The 18,459-nt window shown below is 62.8% G+C and carries 11 protein-coding genes; 6 read left to right on the top strand and 5 right to left on the bottom strand.

The window, feature by feature from the left end; genetic code table 11:
* Nucleotides 1–46 precede the first annotated feature (46 nt).
* The 3 genes from tyrS to AX756_RS06810 all read left to right on the top strand — a co-directional run bounded on the left by tyrS (nucleotide 47) and on the right by AX756_RS06810 (nucleotide 4,521).
* Nucleotides 47–1,300, top strand: a complete 1,254-nt coding sequence (gene tyrS / locus AX756_RS06820) for a tyrosine--tRNA ligase (protein WP_068309705.1) — start codon at nucleotides 47–49, stop codon at nucleotides 1,298–1,300.
* A 311-nt stretch (nucleotides 1,301–1,611) separates the two neighbouring features.
* The gene (gene typA, locus AX756_RS06815; protein WP_068309704.1) at nucleotides 1,612–3,435 is read left to right on the top strand and encodes a translational GTPase TypA; all 1,824 of its coding nucleotides are present in this window, start codon (nucleotides 1,612–1,614) and stop codon (nucleotides 3,433–3,435) included.
* 144 nt (nucleotides 3,436–3,579) lie between these two features.
* Nucleotides 3,580–4,521 carry a hypothetical protein gene (locus AX756_RS06810; RefSeq protein ID WP_068309703.1) on the top strand — a complete coding sequence of 314 codons (942 nt, stop codon included), beginning with the start codon at nucleotides 3,580–3,582 and terminating at the stop codon, nucleotides 4,519–4,521.
* A gap of 27 nt (nucleotides 4,522–4,548) precedes the next feature.
* Here the strand turns inward: AX756_RS06810 and AX756_RS06805 are convergent, their stop codons facing one another.
* The 5 genes from AX756_RS06805 to AX756_RS06785 form a co-directional block, all read right to left on the bottom strand.
* Nucleotides 4,549–4,836, bottom strand: coding sequence for a DUF1330 domain-containing protein (locus tag AX756_RS06805; RefSeq protein WP_068309702.1), 288 nt, complete (start codon nucleotides 4,834–4,836; stop codon nucleotides 4,549–4,551).
* Between the two features lie 3 nt (nucleotides 4,837–4,839).
* Nucleotides 4,840–7,500: an alanine--tRNA ligase gene (gene alaS / locus AX756_RS06800; RefSeq protein ID WP_068309701.1), complete on the bottom strand. Its 2,661-nt coding sequence runs from the start codon at nucleotides 7,498–7,500 to the stop codon at nucleotides 4,840–4,842.
* Nucleotides 7,501–7,718: 218 nt separating this feature from the next.
* Nucleotides 7,719–8,783: a recombinase RecA gene (gene recA / locus AX756_RS06795; RefSeq protein WP_068309700.1), complete on the bottom strand. Its 1,065-nt coding sequence runs from the start codon at nucleotides 8,781–8,783 to the stop codon at nucleotides 7,719–7,721.
* 254 nt (nucleotides 8,784–9,037) lie between these two features.
* On the bottom strand, nucleotides 9,038–11,323 hold the full coding sequence (locus AX756_RS06790; protein WP_068309852.1) for an ATP-binding protein: 2,286 nt from the start codon (nucleotides 11,321–11,323) through the stop codon (nucleotides 9,038–9,040).
* A 159-nt stretch (nucleotides 11,324–11,482) separates the two neighbouring features.
* Complete coding sequence (locus AX756_RS06785) at nucleotides 11,483–12,661, bottom strand: RsmB/NOP family class I SAM-dependent RNA methyltransferase (protein ID WP_068309699.1); 1,179 nt, start codon at nucleotides 12,659–12,661, stop codon at nucleotides 11,483–11,485.
* Nucleotides 12,662–12,829: 168 nt separating this feature from the next.
* On the opposite strand from AX756_RS06785, the gene AX756_RS06780 reads away from it, so the two are divergent.
* The 3 genes from AX756_RS06780 (at nucleotide 12,830) to AX756_RS06770 (ending at nucleotide 18,422) form a co-directional block, all read left to right on the top strand.
* The gene (locus AX756_RS06780; RefSeq protein WP_068309698.1) at nucleotides 12,830–14,185 is read left to right on the top strand and encodes an efflux RND transporter periplasmic adaptor subunit; all 1,356 of its coding nucleotides are present in this window, start codon (nucleotides 12,830–12,832) and stop codon (nucleotides 14,183–14,185) included.
* A gap of 1 nt (nucleotide 14,186) precedes the next feature.
* Nucleotides 14,187–17,297: an efflux RND transporter permease subunit gene (locus tag AX756_RS06775; protein WP_068309697.1), complete on the top strand. Its 3,111-nt coding sequence runs from the start codon at nucleotides 14,187–14,189 to the stop codon at nucleotides 17,295–17,297.
* A 249-nt stretch (nucleotides 17,298–17,546) separates the two neighbouring features.
* Nucleotides 17,547–18,422 (top strand): ATPase, encoded by an 876-nt coding sequence (locus tag AX756_RS06770; RefSeq protein WP_068309696.1) that lies wholly within the window; start codon nucleotides 17,547–17,549, stop codon nucleotides 18,420–18,422.
* Nucleotides 18,423–18,459 lie beyond the last annotated feature (37 nt).

Raw genomic sequence — 18,459 nt, 5'->3', positions numbered from 1 at the left:
TTAGTAAAGCGCCATTCGCCCGAGACGAGAATGGACCGAAAGCCCCATGACCTACCACCCGAAATCCGACTTCATCCGCGTGATGATCGAACGCGGCTTCATGGCCGACTGCACAGACCTGCAAGGTCTGGACGACGCCATGATCAACGGTGTGGTGCCGGCCTATATCGGCTTCGACGCGACGGCCAAGTCGCTCCATGTCGGCTCGCTGATCCAGATCATGATGCTGCGCTGGCTGCAAAAGACCGGCCACAAGCCGATCACGCTGATGGGCGGCGGCACGACCAAGGTGGGCGATCCCTCTTTCCGCGCCGATGAACGCCCGCTGCTGACGCCGGAACAGATCGACGACAATATCGCCGGCATCAAAAAAGTCTTCGCGGCCTATGTCTCCTATGACGACAGCGATACCGGCGCGCTGATGATCAACAATGCCGAATGGCTGGACGATCTCAACTACCTCGATTTCCTGCGCGATATAGGCCGCCACTTCTCGGTCAACCGCATGCTCTCCTTCGAATCCGTGAAATCGCGGCTCGACCGGGAGCAATCGCTGAGCTTCCTCGAATTCAACTACATGATCCTTCAGGCCTATGACTTCCTTGAGTTGAACCGCCGCTACGGCTGCGCGCTGCAGATGGGCGGCTCGGACCAGTGGGGCAATATCGTCAACGGTATCGACCTCACCCGCCGGGTGCTGGACCAGGAGATCTATGGCCTCACCTCGCCGCTTCTGACCACATCCGACGGCAAGAAAATGGGCAAGTCGCTCTCCGGCGCCGTCTGGCTCAACGGCGACATGCTGTCGCCTTACGAATTCTGGCAGTTCTGGCGCAACACAACCGATGCCGATGTCGGCCGCTTCCTCAAGCTCTACACCGAGCTGCCGATCGAGGAATGCGAGCGTCTTGGCGCGCTGGAAGGCTCCGAGATCAACGACGCCAAGATTCGCCTCGCCAACGAGGTTACGACGCTGCTTCACGGCGCAGAAGCTGCCGCCGCCGCCGAAGCAACGGCCCGCGAGGTCTTCGAAAAGGGCGGCGTCGGCGATGACTTGCCGACGCTGGCACTCACGACGGAGGAAATCGGAGACGGCATCTCCATCGTCCAGCTCATCGTCCGCTCGGGCCTCGCCAAATCCGGCAAGGAAGCCAAGCGCCTGATCGCCGATAATGGGGCGCGCATCGACGACGCGCCGCTCACCGATGCCGGCCTGATGCTCGACCGAGCCGCTCTCGCCTCCCCGGTCAAGCTCTCTGCCGGCAAGAAACGCCACGCGCTGGTCACGCTCTCCAGCTAAGCCTGCGCTGCGGAGCCGTCCTCGCTGGCCCAAACGCCGCGACCGGACGGGATGACGCTCAAGCAGAATTCCGGAGGGTCCGCGGCGAAGCCGTGGAAACCGTCATTCTGCTTGAACGGCAGCGCGGCAGGGCGCAAGCAGGGGCAAGCGCGGACGGATCCGAAGCGCCTGCGCTTTGGTGAGTTCCGAAGCCCTCTCCGCGCGGCACGCGCACAAGAAGAACGCGCCGCCAGGCGCACAATTTGATAACAGCCCTAGCCTTTCGCGCCCGCGCACGGTACCGAGCGGCCAAGTTTTACAGGACACCGCACATGGATATGCGCAATATCGCCATCATCGCTCACGTCGACCACGGGAAAACCACCCTGGTCGATGAGCTGCTAAAGCAATCCGGCGCCTTCCGCGCCAACCAGGCCGTTGCCGAGCGCGCCATGGATTCCAACGACCTCGAACGCGAACGCGGCATCACCATCCTCGCCAAGGCGACCTCGGTGGAATGGCACGGCACCCGCATCAACATCGTGGACACGCCCGGCCACGCCGATTTCGGCGGTGAGGTCGAGCGAATCCTGAGCATGGTCGACGGCGTCGTCCTGCTGGTCGATGCCGCCGAAGGCCCGATGCCGCAGACCAAGTTCGTCACCTCCAAGGCGCTCGCCCTCGGCCTGCGCCCCATCGTGGTGCTGAACAAGGTCGACAAGCCAGATGCCGAGCCCGACCGCGCGCTGGACGAGGTGTTCGACCTCTTCTCCAGCCTCGACGCCAACGAGGACCAGCTCGACTTCCCGCATCTCTACGCTTCCGGCCGCTCTGGTTGGTGCGACACGGAGCTTGACGGGCCGCGCAAGAACCTCGACGCGCTCTTTCAGCTTGTCGTCAACCACGTCCATCCGCCGAAGCAGCTCAAGCGCATGGATGACGATTTCCGCATGCTGGTGACGACGCTCGGTGCCGACCCCTTCATCGGCCGCACCCTCACCGGCCGTGTCGAGAGCGGTAAGCTCAAGACCGGCGCCACGGTGCAGGCGCTTTCCCGCGTCGGCCAGAAGATCGAGCAGTTCCGCGTCTCCAAGATCCAGGCCTTCCGCGGCCTCTCCATGCAGGAGATCGACGAGGCACAGGCGGGCGACATCGTCACGCTCGCCGGCATGGCCAAGGCCACCGTCGCCGACACGATCTGCGCGCTGGCCGTCGAAGAACCGCTGCCCGCCCAGCCGATCGATCCGCCCACCATCTCCGTCACTTTCGGCATCAACGACAGCCCGCTCGCCGGGCGTGACGGCAAGAAAGTGCAGTCCCGCGTCATCCGCGAGCGGCTGATGAAGGAAGCGGAGACCAATGTCGCCATCCGCGTCACCGACACGCCCGGCGGCGAAGCCTTTGAAGTGGCCGGCCGTGGCGAACTTCAGATGGGTGTTCTGATCGAGAACATGCGCCGCGAGGGCTTCGAGCTTTCGATCTCCCGCCCGCAGGTCCTCCTGCGCGAGGAAGACGGCGTGACAATGGAACCGATCGAGGAAGTCACCATCGATGTCGATGATGAGTATTCCGGCTCCGTGATCGAAAAACTGACCGGCCCGCGCAAGGGCGAGATGGTCGACATGCGCCAGAATGGCGGCAAGACGCGGATCATCGCACACGTGCCCTCGCGCGGACTGATCGGCTATCATGGCGAGTTTCTGACCGACACGCGCGGCACCGGCGTGCTCAACCGCGTCTTCTATACCTGGGCGCCGCACAAGGGCCCCATCCCCGGCCGTCGCGCCGGCGTGCTGATCTCCATGGAACAGGGCGTCTCGGTTGCTTATGCGCTGTGGAACCTCGAAGAGCGCGGGCGCATGTTCATCCCCGCTCAGGCACCGATCTACCAAGGCATGATCATCGGCGAACACAGCCGCGAAAACGACCTCGATGTGAACCCGCTCAAGGGCAAGAAGCTGACCAACGTGCGTGCGTCGGGTACCGACGACGCGGTGCGGCTGACCACGCCTGTCATTCACAGCCTCGAAGAAGCCATCGCCTATATTGACGATGACGAACTGGTCGAAGTCACACCCAACGCCATCCGGTTGCGCAAGCGCTATCTCGATCCGCATGAGCGCAAGCGCATGGCCAAGGCCGCGCCCTCGGCCTGAATTCCGCCTGTGGCAGCCCGGACATAGCCAGATACCGGGCTGCCACAGATTGTCTCTATTGAGCATTTCCGTCTGTGCTGGCTTCCCACCGTTTGATAGCAGCGTATACGTATGTAACCGGTCGGCTACCGGGGTCTGGCTGCTATGAATATCTCATCGAAGGAAATCGGCTATCGGCGTCTCGTCGATATCGCCCAGGCTGCGGCCCTGGACCAGCGGCAATGGGACTGGTTTCTCAAGGCGCTGTGCGAGATCTCCGGCATTCCCGGCGCACATCTTTTCGTCCATGACTACCGCTCCAACATCGCGCTCGGCTACAAGGAGCATGGCTACGCCCCTGAATTCATGGACAGTTTCGATAGCCACTACAGCGCCTTGAATGCCTGGGCACCGGCCTATTTCTCAGCAACGGTCGGGGATGTCGTCACAAGCAGAAGCGCCATTTCGGACGCGGAAATGGAAAAGACCGAGATCTACAATGACTGGATAAGACCCCAGGAAGATATCATCGGCGGCGCTTTCTCGGTGCTCGCCCGGGACCGGACCCACGTGACCCTGATCGGCGGAAACATCCGTCGGAAAGATCGGGACGCGTTGGAGGGGCGATTCCAGAACCTTCTGCAACGCCTGACACCCACCCTGCGCCACTCTGTGCAGGTTTGCCAGATGCTCGGCCGGTTCGCCGTTGAAAACGCGGTGCTTCGGGAGGGGATGGAGCCGGAAGACACCGCCATATTCGCGCTCAACCGGAGCGGACAGGTTCAATTCACGAACCGGTTCGGTGAAAAACTGCTCGATGACGGAGATGTCGTCCAGCAAGACCCCCGCGCCCGTCTACGATTCGTCGAGCCAGCGCCGCGGGCGGCGTTCGGGCGAATGCTTCAGGATCTCTTCGGGGCAGATAATGGAATTGGTCTGCCCTTTTTCGCCAAGATCCAATGCCGAACACCATACCTGTGCAGGACCGTTCCGATCCACGCTTCCCATATCCCCTGGCTAACGACAGGCGGGGCGGATATTTCGGGCTACGTGCTTCTGCTCATGCGACGGGTGGTGCCACCGATAACCGGACAACACCGTCCCTGACAGGCCGTCAAGCCCGGCGCGCGCCTGTTACTCGGAGGTCTCGACGATTAGCAATTCCCGCTCGGAGGCCCCGCGCGCATGGCTGAGCGCTTCCTGGTATTTTTCCGAACGATAACAGGCTTCTGCCGCTTCCACGCTGTCGAAACGCGCGACTACGTTGCGTGGCCGCTCCTGTCCTTCCAACTGAACGAAACGGCCGCCGCGCGCGATGAATTTCCCGCCATGCTCGGCAATCGCCTTGGTGGCGATCGCGGCATAGCGGCCATAGGCCTCTTCGTCGGTCACGGTTACATGTGCAATCCAGAGTGCTGGCATGATCTATCCTCCAATCACCGCTTCGGCCGCCTTGATGGCCGCAGGTGCGTTCGCCGCATCCTTGCCGCCGCCCTGCGCCATATCGGGCCGGCCACCGCCGCCAATACCGCCCAGTTCCGCGACAGCCGCCTTGACCAGGTCGACTGCAGAAACCCTGTCGGTCAGGTCATTGGTGACCCCGGCGGCCACGGCAGCCTTGCCGTCGGCATCGGCAATGAGAAGCACCGCGCCCGAGCCGATCTGGTTCTTGTGCTCGTCGATCAACCCGCGCAGATCCTTGCCGTTGACGCCCTGAAGCACCTGAGCAATGAAGGGCACACCGTTGATTTTCTTCACGTCCTGGGCTGCGCCTGCGCCGGAACCACCGGCGAGGGCCAGCTCCTTGCGCAGATTGGCGATCTCCGCCTGCATGGCCTTGCGCTCCTCGACGAGGCTTTTCACCCGGTCGACCACCTCGGCCTGCGGCGCCTTCATGGCGGCCGCGACCTCGGAAAGACGCTTGTCCTGCCCCGCGAGATACTGCCGGGCCGCTTCGCCTGTGAGCGCCTCAAACCGGCGCACGCCCGCACTGGACGCACTGTCGCCGAGCGCCACGAAGAGCCCGATATCGCCGGTCTGGCGCACATGGGTGCCGCCGCACAGCTCGATGGACCAAGTGTTTCCATCGGCCCCCTTGCCGGTCGGCGCCTTGCCCATGGAGACCACGCGCACCTCGTCGCCGTATTTCTCGCCAAAGAGCGCCTGTGCGCCAATGGCGCGAGCGTCATCGGGCGTCATGATCCGGGTTTCGACCTTCGAATTCTGGCGAATGAAGGCGTTCACCTCGGCCTCGACTACCGACAGGTCTTCGGCGCTCAGCGCGTGGTTATGCGAGAAGTCAAAGCGCAGCCGGTCGGGAGCGTTGAGCGAGCCGCGCTGTGCGACGTGATCGCCCAGGCGCTCGCGCAGCGCCTCGTGCAGCAGGTGCGTCGCGGAGTGGTTGGAACGGATGGCCCCCCGGCGATCGTGATCCACCACGAGTTCCGCCCCCGCGCCGGCCGCAATCTTGCCCTCGATCACTTCGGCGATGTGAATGAAGACGCCGGCAGCCTTTAGCGTGTCCGTGATACGGGCCTTGCCGCCGTCACAACGCAACTCGCCGGAATCGCCCACCTGGCCGCCCGATTCCGCGTAGAAGGGCGTCTGGTTCAGGACAATCTGGACCTTGTCACCTTTCTTCGCTTCGCCGAGCTTCTCACCGTCGCGGACGATGGCCAGAACCTGCCCTTCGGCAGTTTCGGTGTCATAGCCGAGGAAATCGGTCGTCCCAAGTTCTTCGGCGATGTCGAACCAGATCGTCGCATCCTTCGTCTCGCCAGTACCGGACCAGGCCGCGCGCGCCTTGGCCTTCTGCTCGGCCATCGCGGCGTCGAACCCGTCGGTATCGACCGAGCGGTCCTTTTCGCGCAATGCGTCCTGCGTCAGATCGAGCGGGAAGCCATAGGTGTCATAGAGCTTGAAGGCCGCCTCGCCCGGGAGTTCGACGCCATCGGGGAGTTTCTCCAATTCGTCGTCCAGCAGCCGCAAACCACGTTCAAGCGTCTGGCGGAAACGGGTTTCTTCCGTCTCCAACGTCTCGGAAATCAGCGCCTGCGCCTGTTGCAGCTCCGGATAGGCGCCGCCCATCTGGCGAACGAGCTCGGGCACCAGTCGGTGCATCAGCGGGTCCTTCGCGCCCAGAAGATGCGCGTGCCGCATGGCGCGGCGCATGATCCGGCGCAGCACGTAGCCGCGCCCCTCGTTCGACGGCATCACGCCATCGGCTATCAGGAAGGAGGTCGAGCGCAGGTGGTCCGCAATCACCCGGTGATGGGTCTTGCCGGGGCCGTCGGGATCGGACGAGGTCTGGTTGGCCGAGGCTTCGATCAGCGAGCGCATCAGGTCGGTGGCGTAGTTGTCATTCGTGCCCTGCAGCAGGGCCGCGACGCGCTCGATGCCCATGCCGGTATCGATCGACTGGTTCGGCAGATCGATGCGTGTACCGTCTTCGAACTGCTCGTATTGCATGAAGACGAGGTTCCAGATCTCGACGAACCGGTCGCCATCCTCTTCGGGCGAACCCGGAGGACCACCCCAGATATGCTCGCCGTGATCATAGAAGATCTCGGTGCAGGGGCCGCAGGGGCCAGTCGGGCCCATCTGCCAGAAATTGTCATTGGTCGGGATGCGGATGATCCGGTCATCGGGCAGGCCCGCAACCTTCTTCCACAGCTCCGCCGCCTCGTCATCGGTATGAAAGACGGTGACGAGCAAGCGGTTCTTGTCGATCCCGAGTTCCTTGGTGACCAGCTCCCAGGCAAAGGGAATGGCCTGCTCCTTGAAATAATCGCCGAAGGAGAAATTGCCCAGCATCTCGAAGAACGTGTGGTGGCGCATAGTGTAGCCCACGTTGTCGAGATCGTTGTGCTTGCCGCCGGCCCGGACGCATTTCTGCGAAGTGGTCGCGCGGTTGTAGTCGCGATGTTCGACCCCGGTAAACAGGTTCTTGAACTGAACCATACCGGAATTGGCGAACATCAACGTCGGGTCGTTTCGGGGCACGAGCGGGGAACTATCGACGACCGCGTGGCCCTGGCGGCGGAAGTAGTCGAGGAAGGTCGTGCGAATGTCGTTCAGGCTTGGCATCTGTGTCTCCGGCGGATCTGCGGCGCAGATGTAACGGCACGCGCGCGGGGTGTCCACAGAATGCGCGCGGACGGGAGGCTCCCGCCCGTCGTCGTCGCATCAAAGATGCGCTCCTCCCGTTGGGCCGGGCGCCGCCTGCGACGGCGCAGACGAAAAACGGCGGCAGGCTCGTTGCCCACCGCCGTTTCCGGAAATAACTTGTCGGATCCGTCGCCGGATCAGTCCTCCAGAAGGTCTTCTCCGGGCGCGGCATGGAAATCAAGGCCGTGCGCAGCGCGGATCTTGTCCTCGATTTCCAGGGCAATCGCCTCGTTTTCCTTCAGGAAAGTCTTTGCGTTTTCGCGCCCTTGGCCGATGCGTTCGTCGCCATAGGAGTACCAGGAGCCGGATTTATCCACCACGCCGGCCTTGACGCCGAGATCGAGCAACTCGCCTGTTTTGGAGATTCCCTCGCCATACATGATGTCGAACTCGACCTGCTTGAACGGCGGGGCGACCTTGTTCTTGACCACCTTGACGCGGGTCGCGTTGCCCACCACCTCGTCACGGTCCTTGATCGAACCGATACGGCGAATATCCAGTCGGACCGAGGAGTAGAATTTGAGCGCGTTGCCGCCCGTGGTCGTTTCCGGGCTGCCAAACATGACACCGATCTTCATGCGGATCTGGTTGATGAAGATCACCATGCATTTGGAACGGGAGATCGACCCGGTCAGCTTGCGCATCGCCTGGCTCATCAGGCGCGCCTGAACGCCGACCGAGCTGTCACCCATATCGCCTTCGAGTTCCGACTTCGGCGTCAGGGCTGCGACCGAGTCGACAACCACCATGCTGACGGCACCGGAACGCACCAGGGTGTCGGTAATCTCGAGCGCCTGCTCTCCGGTATCGGGTTGGGAGATCAGCAATTCGTCCAGATTGATCCCGAGTTTGCGGGCATATAGCGGGTCGAGCGCGTGCTCGGCATCCACAAAGGCACAGACGCCGCCTTTTTTCTGTTCTTCGGCCACGCAATGCAGCGTCAGAGTCGTCTTGCCCGAGCTTTCCGGGCCGTAGATCTCGATGATCCGCCCCTTCGGCAGGCCGCCGATTCCGAGCGCGATGTCGAGGCCCAGCGAACCGGTCGAGGTTGACTCGATCTCCGCGACAGGATTGTCGGCACCAAGGCGCATGATTGAGCCCTTGCCGAACTGCCGTTCGATCTGTGCCAGCGCACTGTCGAGCGCCTTCTGCTTGTCTGAACTTTTCTTGTCTGCCATGTCGAGAAGGCTCGCGGTCGCCATTGTTTCAGTCCTTATTCCATACACCGGTCGTGGCGGCAATGACTGCTCGTGTTCTTGCCTTGTTCTGGCGTTATGAGAACATTTTGAGAACAATTCAAGAGATATTGTCGATATCCTTGATGGCCTGCCCTCGTTAACATTTGGTGAAAATCCGTGACCACGCCCCTAGGACCATTCTTTCGTCGGCCGACAGGGGCCAGATTGAGGCCGCCAAGCGCCAAGGGTTCGTAACGATCCAATAGGCCTTCTGTCGATCACTGGATCTGTTCGCGAACGGTTTGGGTCAACTCGTTGAGCGAGAACGGTTTTGGCAGGAAAACAGAGTTCGCGATGGCCGATTGCTCATCCGTGAAGCTGTCCTCGGCATATCCGGACATGAACACCACGTGCACATCAGGGCGTTCCACCAGCGCCTTGCGCACCCAGGTCGGACCATCCATGCCGGGCATGACGACATCTGTCACGAAGACATCCACCTTCAGTTCCGGATCGGCCAACACGTCCAGCGCATCCTCGGCATTTTCCGCTTCCAATACGGTATAGCCGCGCATCCGAAGGGCACGTGATGCGAAGGCCCGCACGGGGGCTTCGTCTTCGACCAGAAGGACGACCCCTTCGCCATGTTGGTATTGCAGGCTTCTGTCGGGCTTGCCCTGGACAGGTACCACTTCGACCGGACGGTCATATGAAGGGAAATAGAGCGAGAAGGTCGTGCCAGTACCAACGACAGAGTCTACGAAGATATAGCCACCCGTTTGCTTGATGATCCCGTAGGCCGTCGACAGACCGAGGCCCGTCCCCTCGCCGGTGCGTTTCGTGGTAAAGAATGGCTCGAAGATCTTTGCGAGCTTGTCCGCCGGGATGCCGACCCCCGCGTCTTCAACCTTTACGACGACGTAATCGCCGGGCGCGACAGTTGCACGATCCCGCTCGAAAGGTTCGGCGAAAAAGCGCGCCTCGGTCGAAACGCGGATCTCGCCACCGTTCGCCATCGCGTCGCGTGCGTTCACGACGAGGTTCATCAGAACTTGCTCCAACTGCCGCTTGTCCGCCCGGATCGGGCGCAGGCCCGGATCATGCGATAGCGACAGCGTGACCTTTTCGCCAACGAGGCGGTTCAGTAGGTGGGTCAAATCGGACAATGTATCGCGCAGATCAAGAATCTCAGGCTGAAGATTCTGCTTGCGCGAGAAGGCGAGCAATTGGCCGACCAGGCTGGCGGCGCGGTTGGCGTTCTGGTTGATCTGCACCAGATCGGCGTAGTCCTGATCTCCCTGATCGTGACGCAGCAAGAGAAGGTCGCAATGCCCAGAAATCGCGGTCAGCAAGTTGTTGAAATCATGCGCAACACCGCCGGCAAGCTGTCCGATGGCCTGCATTTTCTGGCTCTGGACAAACTGCGCCTCCAACGTTTTCAGCTCGGTCGCATCATTGATCACCACGCTCAGTACCGTCCTGCCGGCATCGATGGACCTTCCGAGCGAAACCTGGAGGTAGAGCTCACGATCGGGAACGCTTGCGCGGACGAATTCGGGGCGGCCCAGGCCGCGCCCATCGGCGGCATCCGCCAGCCAATCCTTGACCGAGCGACCGAGCCCCTCCACCAGATGGTGGAACTCCTGTCCGACCCGGGATGCCTCGCCGAAAAGATCCTGTGCCGAGCGGTTGGCGAACAGGATTCGCCCTTCGCGGTCGAGTTTGAACAGCGCCACGGGAAGCGCATCCAGGCTCAAGCCGTCCTCGGTCTGCGTCGCGGCTGTCGCAAGTTCCTCAGGTTCTTCGTCGCCGATGGGAATCAGGAAAACCTCCTGCCGTCCGCCGGCGCCATCGATCTCGACCACGCGCACGCGCACCGGGCCATCGGCGCCATGAACTCGGTGAATCCCGTTCGGGACAAGGGGAAGATCGTCGAACACGCGCTCGAGCGACTTGACCCGGCCACCGAGGATTCGGCGCAGGGATTCATTCATGAAAAGAACGGTGCCGGAGCGGCTGACGGTCATCATTGGAAGGCTGAGACTGTCGACCCCCCGTCCCGCCTGATTGCGTTCGACCAGATCCTCCAGCCGCCACAGGAAACGTCCGTTATCGACCTGGTGCACGAACAGCCGCACATGGCCCCGCCGCGTGACGATATCCTCGCGGGCCGATCCTCGAGCTTCCGCACGGTTCTGTAGCCGCATCAGCACTGCGGAGGGATTGGCGAAAAGATCGCGCACGCAACGCACCAATGTCTCCTCGGCCTGTTCGGCGATGCCGAAACGCTCTCGTGCGGCCTTGTTGCGGTGTTCGATCACACCGTCGACATCCGTGGTGAAACTGGGCGCGGTATCGTGCTCGATGAATTGGGCAACCGCATCCGAGACCTTGGTCTGGCGCATATTGTCCCGAGCGGCAAACAGACGGATCAGCAAGGTCAGCGCGGCAAGGCTGCCTCCAGCACCGAACAGAACAAGGCCGATCACCGGATCCGGGACGTACAAGGCTACCCCAAAGAGAACAAGTGCGAAGACGGCCACGTGCAGGACACGGGCAGACATTCCGGCGGCGGTGCGCGAAATGGGATCGGGGGCAAGCGCCGTATGCGACAAGACTGTTCTCCCGGACGATTCGGTTCCCACACATTTCGGCCGCAATTCGTTAATCCTCGCTTAAGGCAAAAACGATCTTTCCTCTTGCGGCCGCGCATTCGACCATCGTCAAGCAGTCCTCCGCAGGAGCGCGAGAAAAAACCCGTCCCCGCCCTGCAATGGTGAGAACCGCTGGCATCGCTCCAGGTTCCATTCGGGATTGCCCGCACAAAACGCCTCCACCTGCGCTTCGTTCTCGCTGCCCAGCATGGAACAGGTCATGTAGGCGATCCGGCCTCCGGGGCTGACCAACTGGCGAACCCTGTCCAGGATGTCCCGCTGAACGGCCTGAAGACGGTCCAGTTCACCTCGGTCCAGACGCCATTTGGCCTCCGGCTGCCGCCGCCAGGCACCGCTGCCCGAACAGGGCACGTCGGAAATCACCAGGTCGAACGGTGCATGCAGGTCAAGCTGCGCCTCCTTCAGGGTTTCGAGCCGCGCTCCCGCCCGCGCCGCCCGTTCCGGGATGTCGCGCATCCGGCCGGGATCGGCATCGTGGACGAAGATCTTTCCTCCGCCCCGGGCCGCGAGCGCCAGCGCCTTTCCGCCCCCCCCGGCGCAGAAATCGAGCACCCGCGCGTCCGGCGCAAGCGGCACGGCTTCGGCGACGGCTTGCGAGGCAGAATCCTGGATCTCCACCCAACCCTCTTGATAACACGACGTATTTCGCACCCTTCGCGCCCCCTGTCCAAGCCGCAGGGCGGTGGAGGCAAGCGGCACAGGCTCCGAATCGATATCCTCCGCTGCGAGCCGCGCCTGCGCCTCATCGCGCGTCCCACGGGACAGGTTGGCCCGGACGAAGATCTCGGCGCGTTCCTGCAACCTTTCCATGATGGGGACGAAATCCTCCCCGAGGCTGTCTCGCAAATCCGCTGCGAGCCAATCCGGGCAGTCCAGCGCGACATTGCCTGCCGGCGCGGCGGGCACCACGCGCTCCGCCTCCGTCAAGGGCGGCAGGGCATGGCCCTGCCCGGTAAGGAACGCCTCCGGATCCTGCCCACGCGTGCGCAGCAGCCCGATGATCAACGCGCGCCCCGTCTCGTTCCCCGTCTCGGCCCCGCCCAGCCACGCCGCCGACCGACGACGACGGATGGCGGCGAAGACGTGATCACGCACTGCGGCGCGATCCTTCGAGCCGGCATATCGGCTCCGGCGCGCCCAGTTGGTCAGCACCTTTTCCGCCGGCTCGCCCGCGAGATAGCGGTCGAGAACTTCCGCGGCCGCAGCCAGACGCGCTTCGGGGGTCATAGCGTTCTCCCTGTTTACTTTCGATGTTCCGGACGACGGCAGAGACACCTTCCCGCGTTCAAGTAGCGCAGACCGCCCTGTGCTTCCCTGCCCTATTGTATATTTTGTCCGCAGGACGCAACCGAACAGAGCGAGCGTCGTCCACATGGCGCCGAACGGAGAGACGCCATGAACCTTCGCCCTCTGCTGATCATCCCGCCAATCGTCCTTGGCGTCATCGGGTTCCGAATGATGACACAGCAGGACGCGACCCAGCCGCCCACGCCGGTGGAAAGCCACCTTGCCGTGCGCGTGAGCGAGATCGTCCCGCATGAGATCTCCGCCACGGCGGTGGGCTACGGGCGGGCGGAGCCGGTGCGGGACTGGTCGGCGATCTCTGAGGTCCAAGGGCGGATCGTGATGCTGGCCGACGGGCTGGCCGTGGGCAGCTTCGTTGATGCCGGAACGATCCTGGCCGAGATCGACCGGACGGATTACGAACTGTCCCGCCAGAAGAGCCTTGCCAATATCGCCGCCGCCGAGGCGCAACTGGCCGAGCTGGAACGCCAGGAGGCCAACTCGCGCACCTCGCTCGAAGTGGAGGAACGGATCCTCGCGGTGGCCCAGGCCGAATATGACCGGATCGCTTCGCTGGTCGGCCGGGGCACCTCGACGCAAGCCACGCTGGACTCCACGCAGAAAGTCCTGCTGGCGCAGACCAACGCCGTGACCAAGCTGGAAAACACCCTGGCCCTCTACCCCTCGCAGCGCGAGACGCTGGCGGCGACACTCGCCGTGCGGCGGGCAGAACTGGCCGAAGCCGAGCGTTCGCTCGAAAAGGCGACCATCCGCGCGCCTTTCCGGGGCCGCATCTCGGCAATGAATGTCGAGGTGAACCAGTTCGTGCGCACCGGCGACTCGCTGCTGACGATGGACGATACGTCTGCCGTGGAGATCACCGCCGAGGTCCAGCCGTCCGAGTTCATGCCCATGATCACCATCGCGCTCGGCGACAGCTTCAACGCCGACACGGTGGTCGATGTGACCAAGGCGATCGAGATTTTCTCCGAGGTCGGGATCACGGCGCAGGTGTCGATGCAGATCGCCGGGATCAGCGCCCATTGGCCGGCCGAGATCGTTCGCCTGCGCGGCACGATGGACAGCGAAACCGGCACGCTGGGCATCGTCGTCCGGGTCAAGGACCCGATGGTCAGCCAGCGCCAGATCAACCGCCCACCGCTCAATGTCGGCGCCTTCGTCACCGTCACATTTTCCAGCCAGCCGCATCCGAACGGATTGACCGTCCCTCGCCGCGCGCTGCGCTATGACGATGACGGCACGCCCTTCATCTATGTTGCCGATGAAGAAAACCGCCTCGACACGCTCAAGATCGAAACCGGGCAAGTGATTGGCGAGAACGTGATGGTGCTCGGCGGGCTGGAGGGCGGCGAGATGCTGGTGCTGACCGATCCGCGCCCGCCCGTGATCGGCATGAAGCTGGATCTTGTCCCCGTCGATGGCGACAGCCCGGCGGAGGGCGAATGACATGATCTCCTGGTTCGTCCGGCACCCGGTTGCCGCCAACCTGTTGATGGTGCTGATCTGCGTGCTCGGGCTGTCCACGATCACGCAGCTCGAACGCGAGACCTTTCCCGATGTGGCCGCCTCCACCGTGAACGTCTCGGTCGTCTATCCGGGCGCCTCGGCGCTCGACGTGGATGAAGAGATCTGCGCGCCCATCGAGGACGCGCTGACCGGCACGAGCGGTCTGGCGGATCTGGAATGCCTCTCGGTCGACGGCATGGCCTCGGCCACGGCCGAGCTGGTGGAAGGCGGCGACCTGACCCAGTTCTACAACGATATCTTCTCGGCCGTTTCCGGCATCAACGACCTGCCGAGCGACGCCGAAACGCCCGCGGTCAAGCTTGGCGGGCGCAATGAGCTGATCGCGATGATCGCCGTCTCGGGCATCCACGGCAAACGCGGGCTGATCGAATATGCCGATACGCTGGCCGACCGGATGCTGGCGCTGGACGGTGTGACCGAGGCCAATGTCACCGGCATTACCGACCGCGAACTGCGCGTGACCTTCGACACCGACGCGCTGCGCCGCTACGGCATTTCCAGCCGCGATATCGTCGATGCGATCGGCGCGCGCTCCCTGCGCCAGCCGCTGGGCGACGTGGAAACCGACGGCGCCTCCGTCACCCTGCGCTACGCCGATGCGCGCCGCTCCATTGCCGAGTTGGAAGACCTGATCGTGCTGCAGAATGCGACCGGCGGCATGGTGCGCCTGAAGGATTTGGGCGAGGTCCATATCGTCGATGCGGATGTGAACACGCAAAGTTTCATCAATGGCGAACAGGCCGCGATCATCCTTGCCTTCAAGGGCAAGGAAGGCGATTCCATTCGCATTTACAACCAGGTACAGGCCATTATCGACGAAGAGAACGCGGCCTGGCCGGACCCGTTCAAGATTACCGTCACCTTCAACATGACCGATCTGGTCAAGGAACGCCTGACGCTGATCCTGAAGAATATCGGCATTGGCCTGGTGCTCGTCTTTGCCACAATGTGGCTCTTCTTCACCCTGCGCGAAGCACTCTGGATCTCGGCCGCGCTGCCGGTCTCCTTCCTCGGAACCTTTTTCCTGATGGACACCTTCGGCATCACCATCAACATGATCACGCTGGTGGCGCTGTTGATGGCCGTGGGCCTGATCATGGACGATTCCATCGTCATCGCCGAGAATATCGAGCGCTGGCGCAAGAAGTCGGGAAAGCTGGAGGCCGCCAGCCGCGGTACGCTGGAGGTGGTTCCTGGCGTCACCTCCTCCTTCCTGACCACGGCTTGCGTCTTCGGCCCGCTGATGTTCGTCTCCGGCACGATGGGCCAGATCCTCGCCTATATCCCGATGGTGCTGCTGCTGACGCTCGGGCTGTCGTTGATCGAGGGGTTCCTGATCCTGCCGCATCACCTGAGCCATTCGGGCTCCGACGACCCGTCGGAGCATGAACACCGCCCCGCCGCCCGCGTGCTCGACCGCTTCAAGGAAGCCGTGGTGCTGCCCATCGCCGGTTTTTTCGTCAAGGTGCGCTACCTGACGGTTGGCGGGGTCATCGCCTGCCTGATGCTCTCCATCGGCCTGATCGCCTCGGGCCAGGTCAAGGTGGTGGGATTCCCGACCATCGAGGGCGACACGGTGCAGGCGAAAATCTCGCTCACCACAGGCATTGAACGCGAGCGTACGGTGGAGCGGGTCGAGCAGATTCTGGCCGCGCTGGAGCGCGTGCATGAAAAGCTGACGCCGTTTACGCAAGGCGGGGAGCCGTTAGTCGAACGTGTCCTTGTGCAATATGCCACCAATTCCAACGTGAACGATAATGGCTCCAATACCGCGACGATCACGGTGGACCTGCTGGCCAGTGCCAGGCGCAATGTAAAGGCCGACGACATGTTGCTGCAATGGCGGCTGGAAGCTGGCCCCCTGCCCGATGTCATTCAGGCCAGCTTTGCCCAGGCCGAGATGGGTCCGGGTGGAAACGATCTCGATGTCGAACTGTCCGGGCGCGATCTCGACGATCTCGAAGCCGCCGCCGCCGATCTGCTGCAGGAACTGACCGCTCGAGACGACGTGACCGAAGCCTTCACCGATTTCTACGGCGGCCGGCACGAGGTGCAGCTCGCGCTCAACGAATACGGCTATTCCATCGGTCTGACGCCACAGGCACTGGCCAGCCAGCTGCGCAGCGCCTTCGCCGGCTCCGAGACCGACAGTTTCCGCACCGGGCTGTCCAGCGTGACGGTTCAGGTCGAGCTGGGCGATTCCATCCGCAACATGGCCGATCTCGAGTCCTTCCCGATCTCGGTCGGGGCCGGGTCGATCGCCGCGCTCTCGACCGTGGCCAATATCGAGCTGACAAGCTCCTTCCCCGTCATCACCCGCAAGAACGGCCTCGCCGTGGCGCGCATTCTCGGCCAGATCGACCGCGCCACCACCACGCCCGCACAGATCTCCGCCGTGGTCACCAACGAGATCGGCCCCGAGATCATGCGCCAGTATCCCGGCGTCCGGATCTCCATCGGCGGCGCGACCGAGGACCAGTCGCAATCCCAGGCCTCGACGCTGAGCAAACTGGTGCTGGGTCTTGTCGGAATCTACCTGGTGCTGGCCTTCCAGTTCCGCAGCTACACGCTGCCCATCGTGGTGATGCTCTCGATCCCCTTCGCCCTGATCGGTACGATCAACGGCCATTGGGCGCTCGGCATAGACCTCGCCATGCCGAGCTTCATCGGCTTTGCCTCGCTGGCCGGCATCGTGGTCAACAACGCCATCCTGTTCCTGACCTTTTTCCAGACCCACTTGAAGGACGAGGACCATGTCGCCGCCGCGCTCGACGCGGTGCGCGAGCGCTTCCGCCCGATCCTGCTCTCCACCGGCACCACCGTGATAGGTTTGCTGCCGCTCATCTCCGATGGCAGCCCGCAGGTACAGGTCATGGTGCCGTTGGTCGTCTCCGTCGCGGCTGGCCTGTTGGCCTCGATGATCCTCGTGATCCTCGTCCTACCCTCACTTCTCGCGATCTATTTCGACATCTTCTCGGTGACGAAATGGATATCGAAATTCGACCGAGATCCCGGCAAGACGCCGGTTTGAGATAACGTGCGCTCTTCTCATCATCTGTTCCGAAAAATCCTGGGGGGAGCGCTCGCATGAGCGCGGGGGACAACGCCCCCAGCCGCCTTCAATCCAGCGCCACCACCAGATCTTGCCGGTCGCTTGCCGGGATCCCAGTCCCGTGTCATCGACCGTCGGGTTTGGGCCAGACTGTTGCTGCGGCGGGCTTGTCATCCGGGAAGCAAATCCCCGCTGGCATCCACTTCGCCGGAACGCTACCTAGACCGCATGACATTCCTGCCTCGCCTCTACCAGAGCTCCGCCGACTGGGCCGCTGCCCGCCAGAAACGCATCCTGCTTTTCGGCATGTCCGGTCTTGGGAAGACCTATGTGTCCGACATGCTGCGCGCCCAGGGGGAATGGTTCCACTATTCCGTCGATTACCGGATCGGCACCCGCTACATGGGCGAGCTGATCTCCGACGAATTCAAGCGCGAGGCGATGAAGGTGCCGCATCTGCGGGACCTGTTGATGTCGGATTCGATTTATATCGCCTCCAACATCACCTTCAACAATCTCAAGCCGCTCTCCACCTATCTCGGCAAGCCCGGCGATCCGGCCAAGGGTGGCCTGAGCATCGACGAGTACCGCAAGCGGCAGGAGCAGCATCACGACGCCGAGCGCGCCGCCTTGCTGGATGCGCCGCGCTTCATCGCGCGGGCCGAGGAACTTTATGGCTACCCGCATTTCGTCTGCGATTCCGGCGGCTCGATCTGCGAGGTTGTCGATCCGGACGATTCTCAGGACGAGATCCTGCGAAGCCTTGCCGGATCGATGTTGCTCGTCTGGATCAAGGGCAGCGAGGCGCATAGCGACGAGTTGGTCCGCCGCTTCGAGAAAGCGCCGAAGCCGATGTGCTATCGCGCCGCGTTCACGGATGCCAATTGGGAAGAATTCCTGCGCGAAAACAACGTGAAGGAAGACGAGGTTGACCCGAACGCCTTCGTCCGCTTCGCCTACCGCCGCGCCATGGCCAGCCGCCAGCCCGCCTATGCGGCAATGGCCCGGAACTGGGGCGTGACCGTCACCGCAGAGGAAGTCTCCGAGGCCAACAGCCCGCAGGCATTCGAGGCGCTGATCGGGCGGGCAATCGACCGCGTGTAAGAACGGCACCGCCCCCGGACCCCCGTGACGTTTCCTG

Origin of the sequence: Aliiruegeria sabulilitoris (genome assembly GCF_001558155.1) — a bacterium.
In the GTDB taxonomy this organism is placed as follows: Bacteria; Pseudomonadota; Alphaproteobacteria; order Rhodobacterales; family Rhodobacteraceae; genus Tropicimonas; species Tropicimonas sabulilitoris.
Note: the sequence above shows the minus strand (reverse complement) of the source record. Positions and strands in the feature narration are given on the sequence as shown.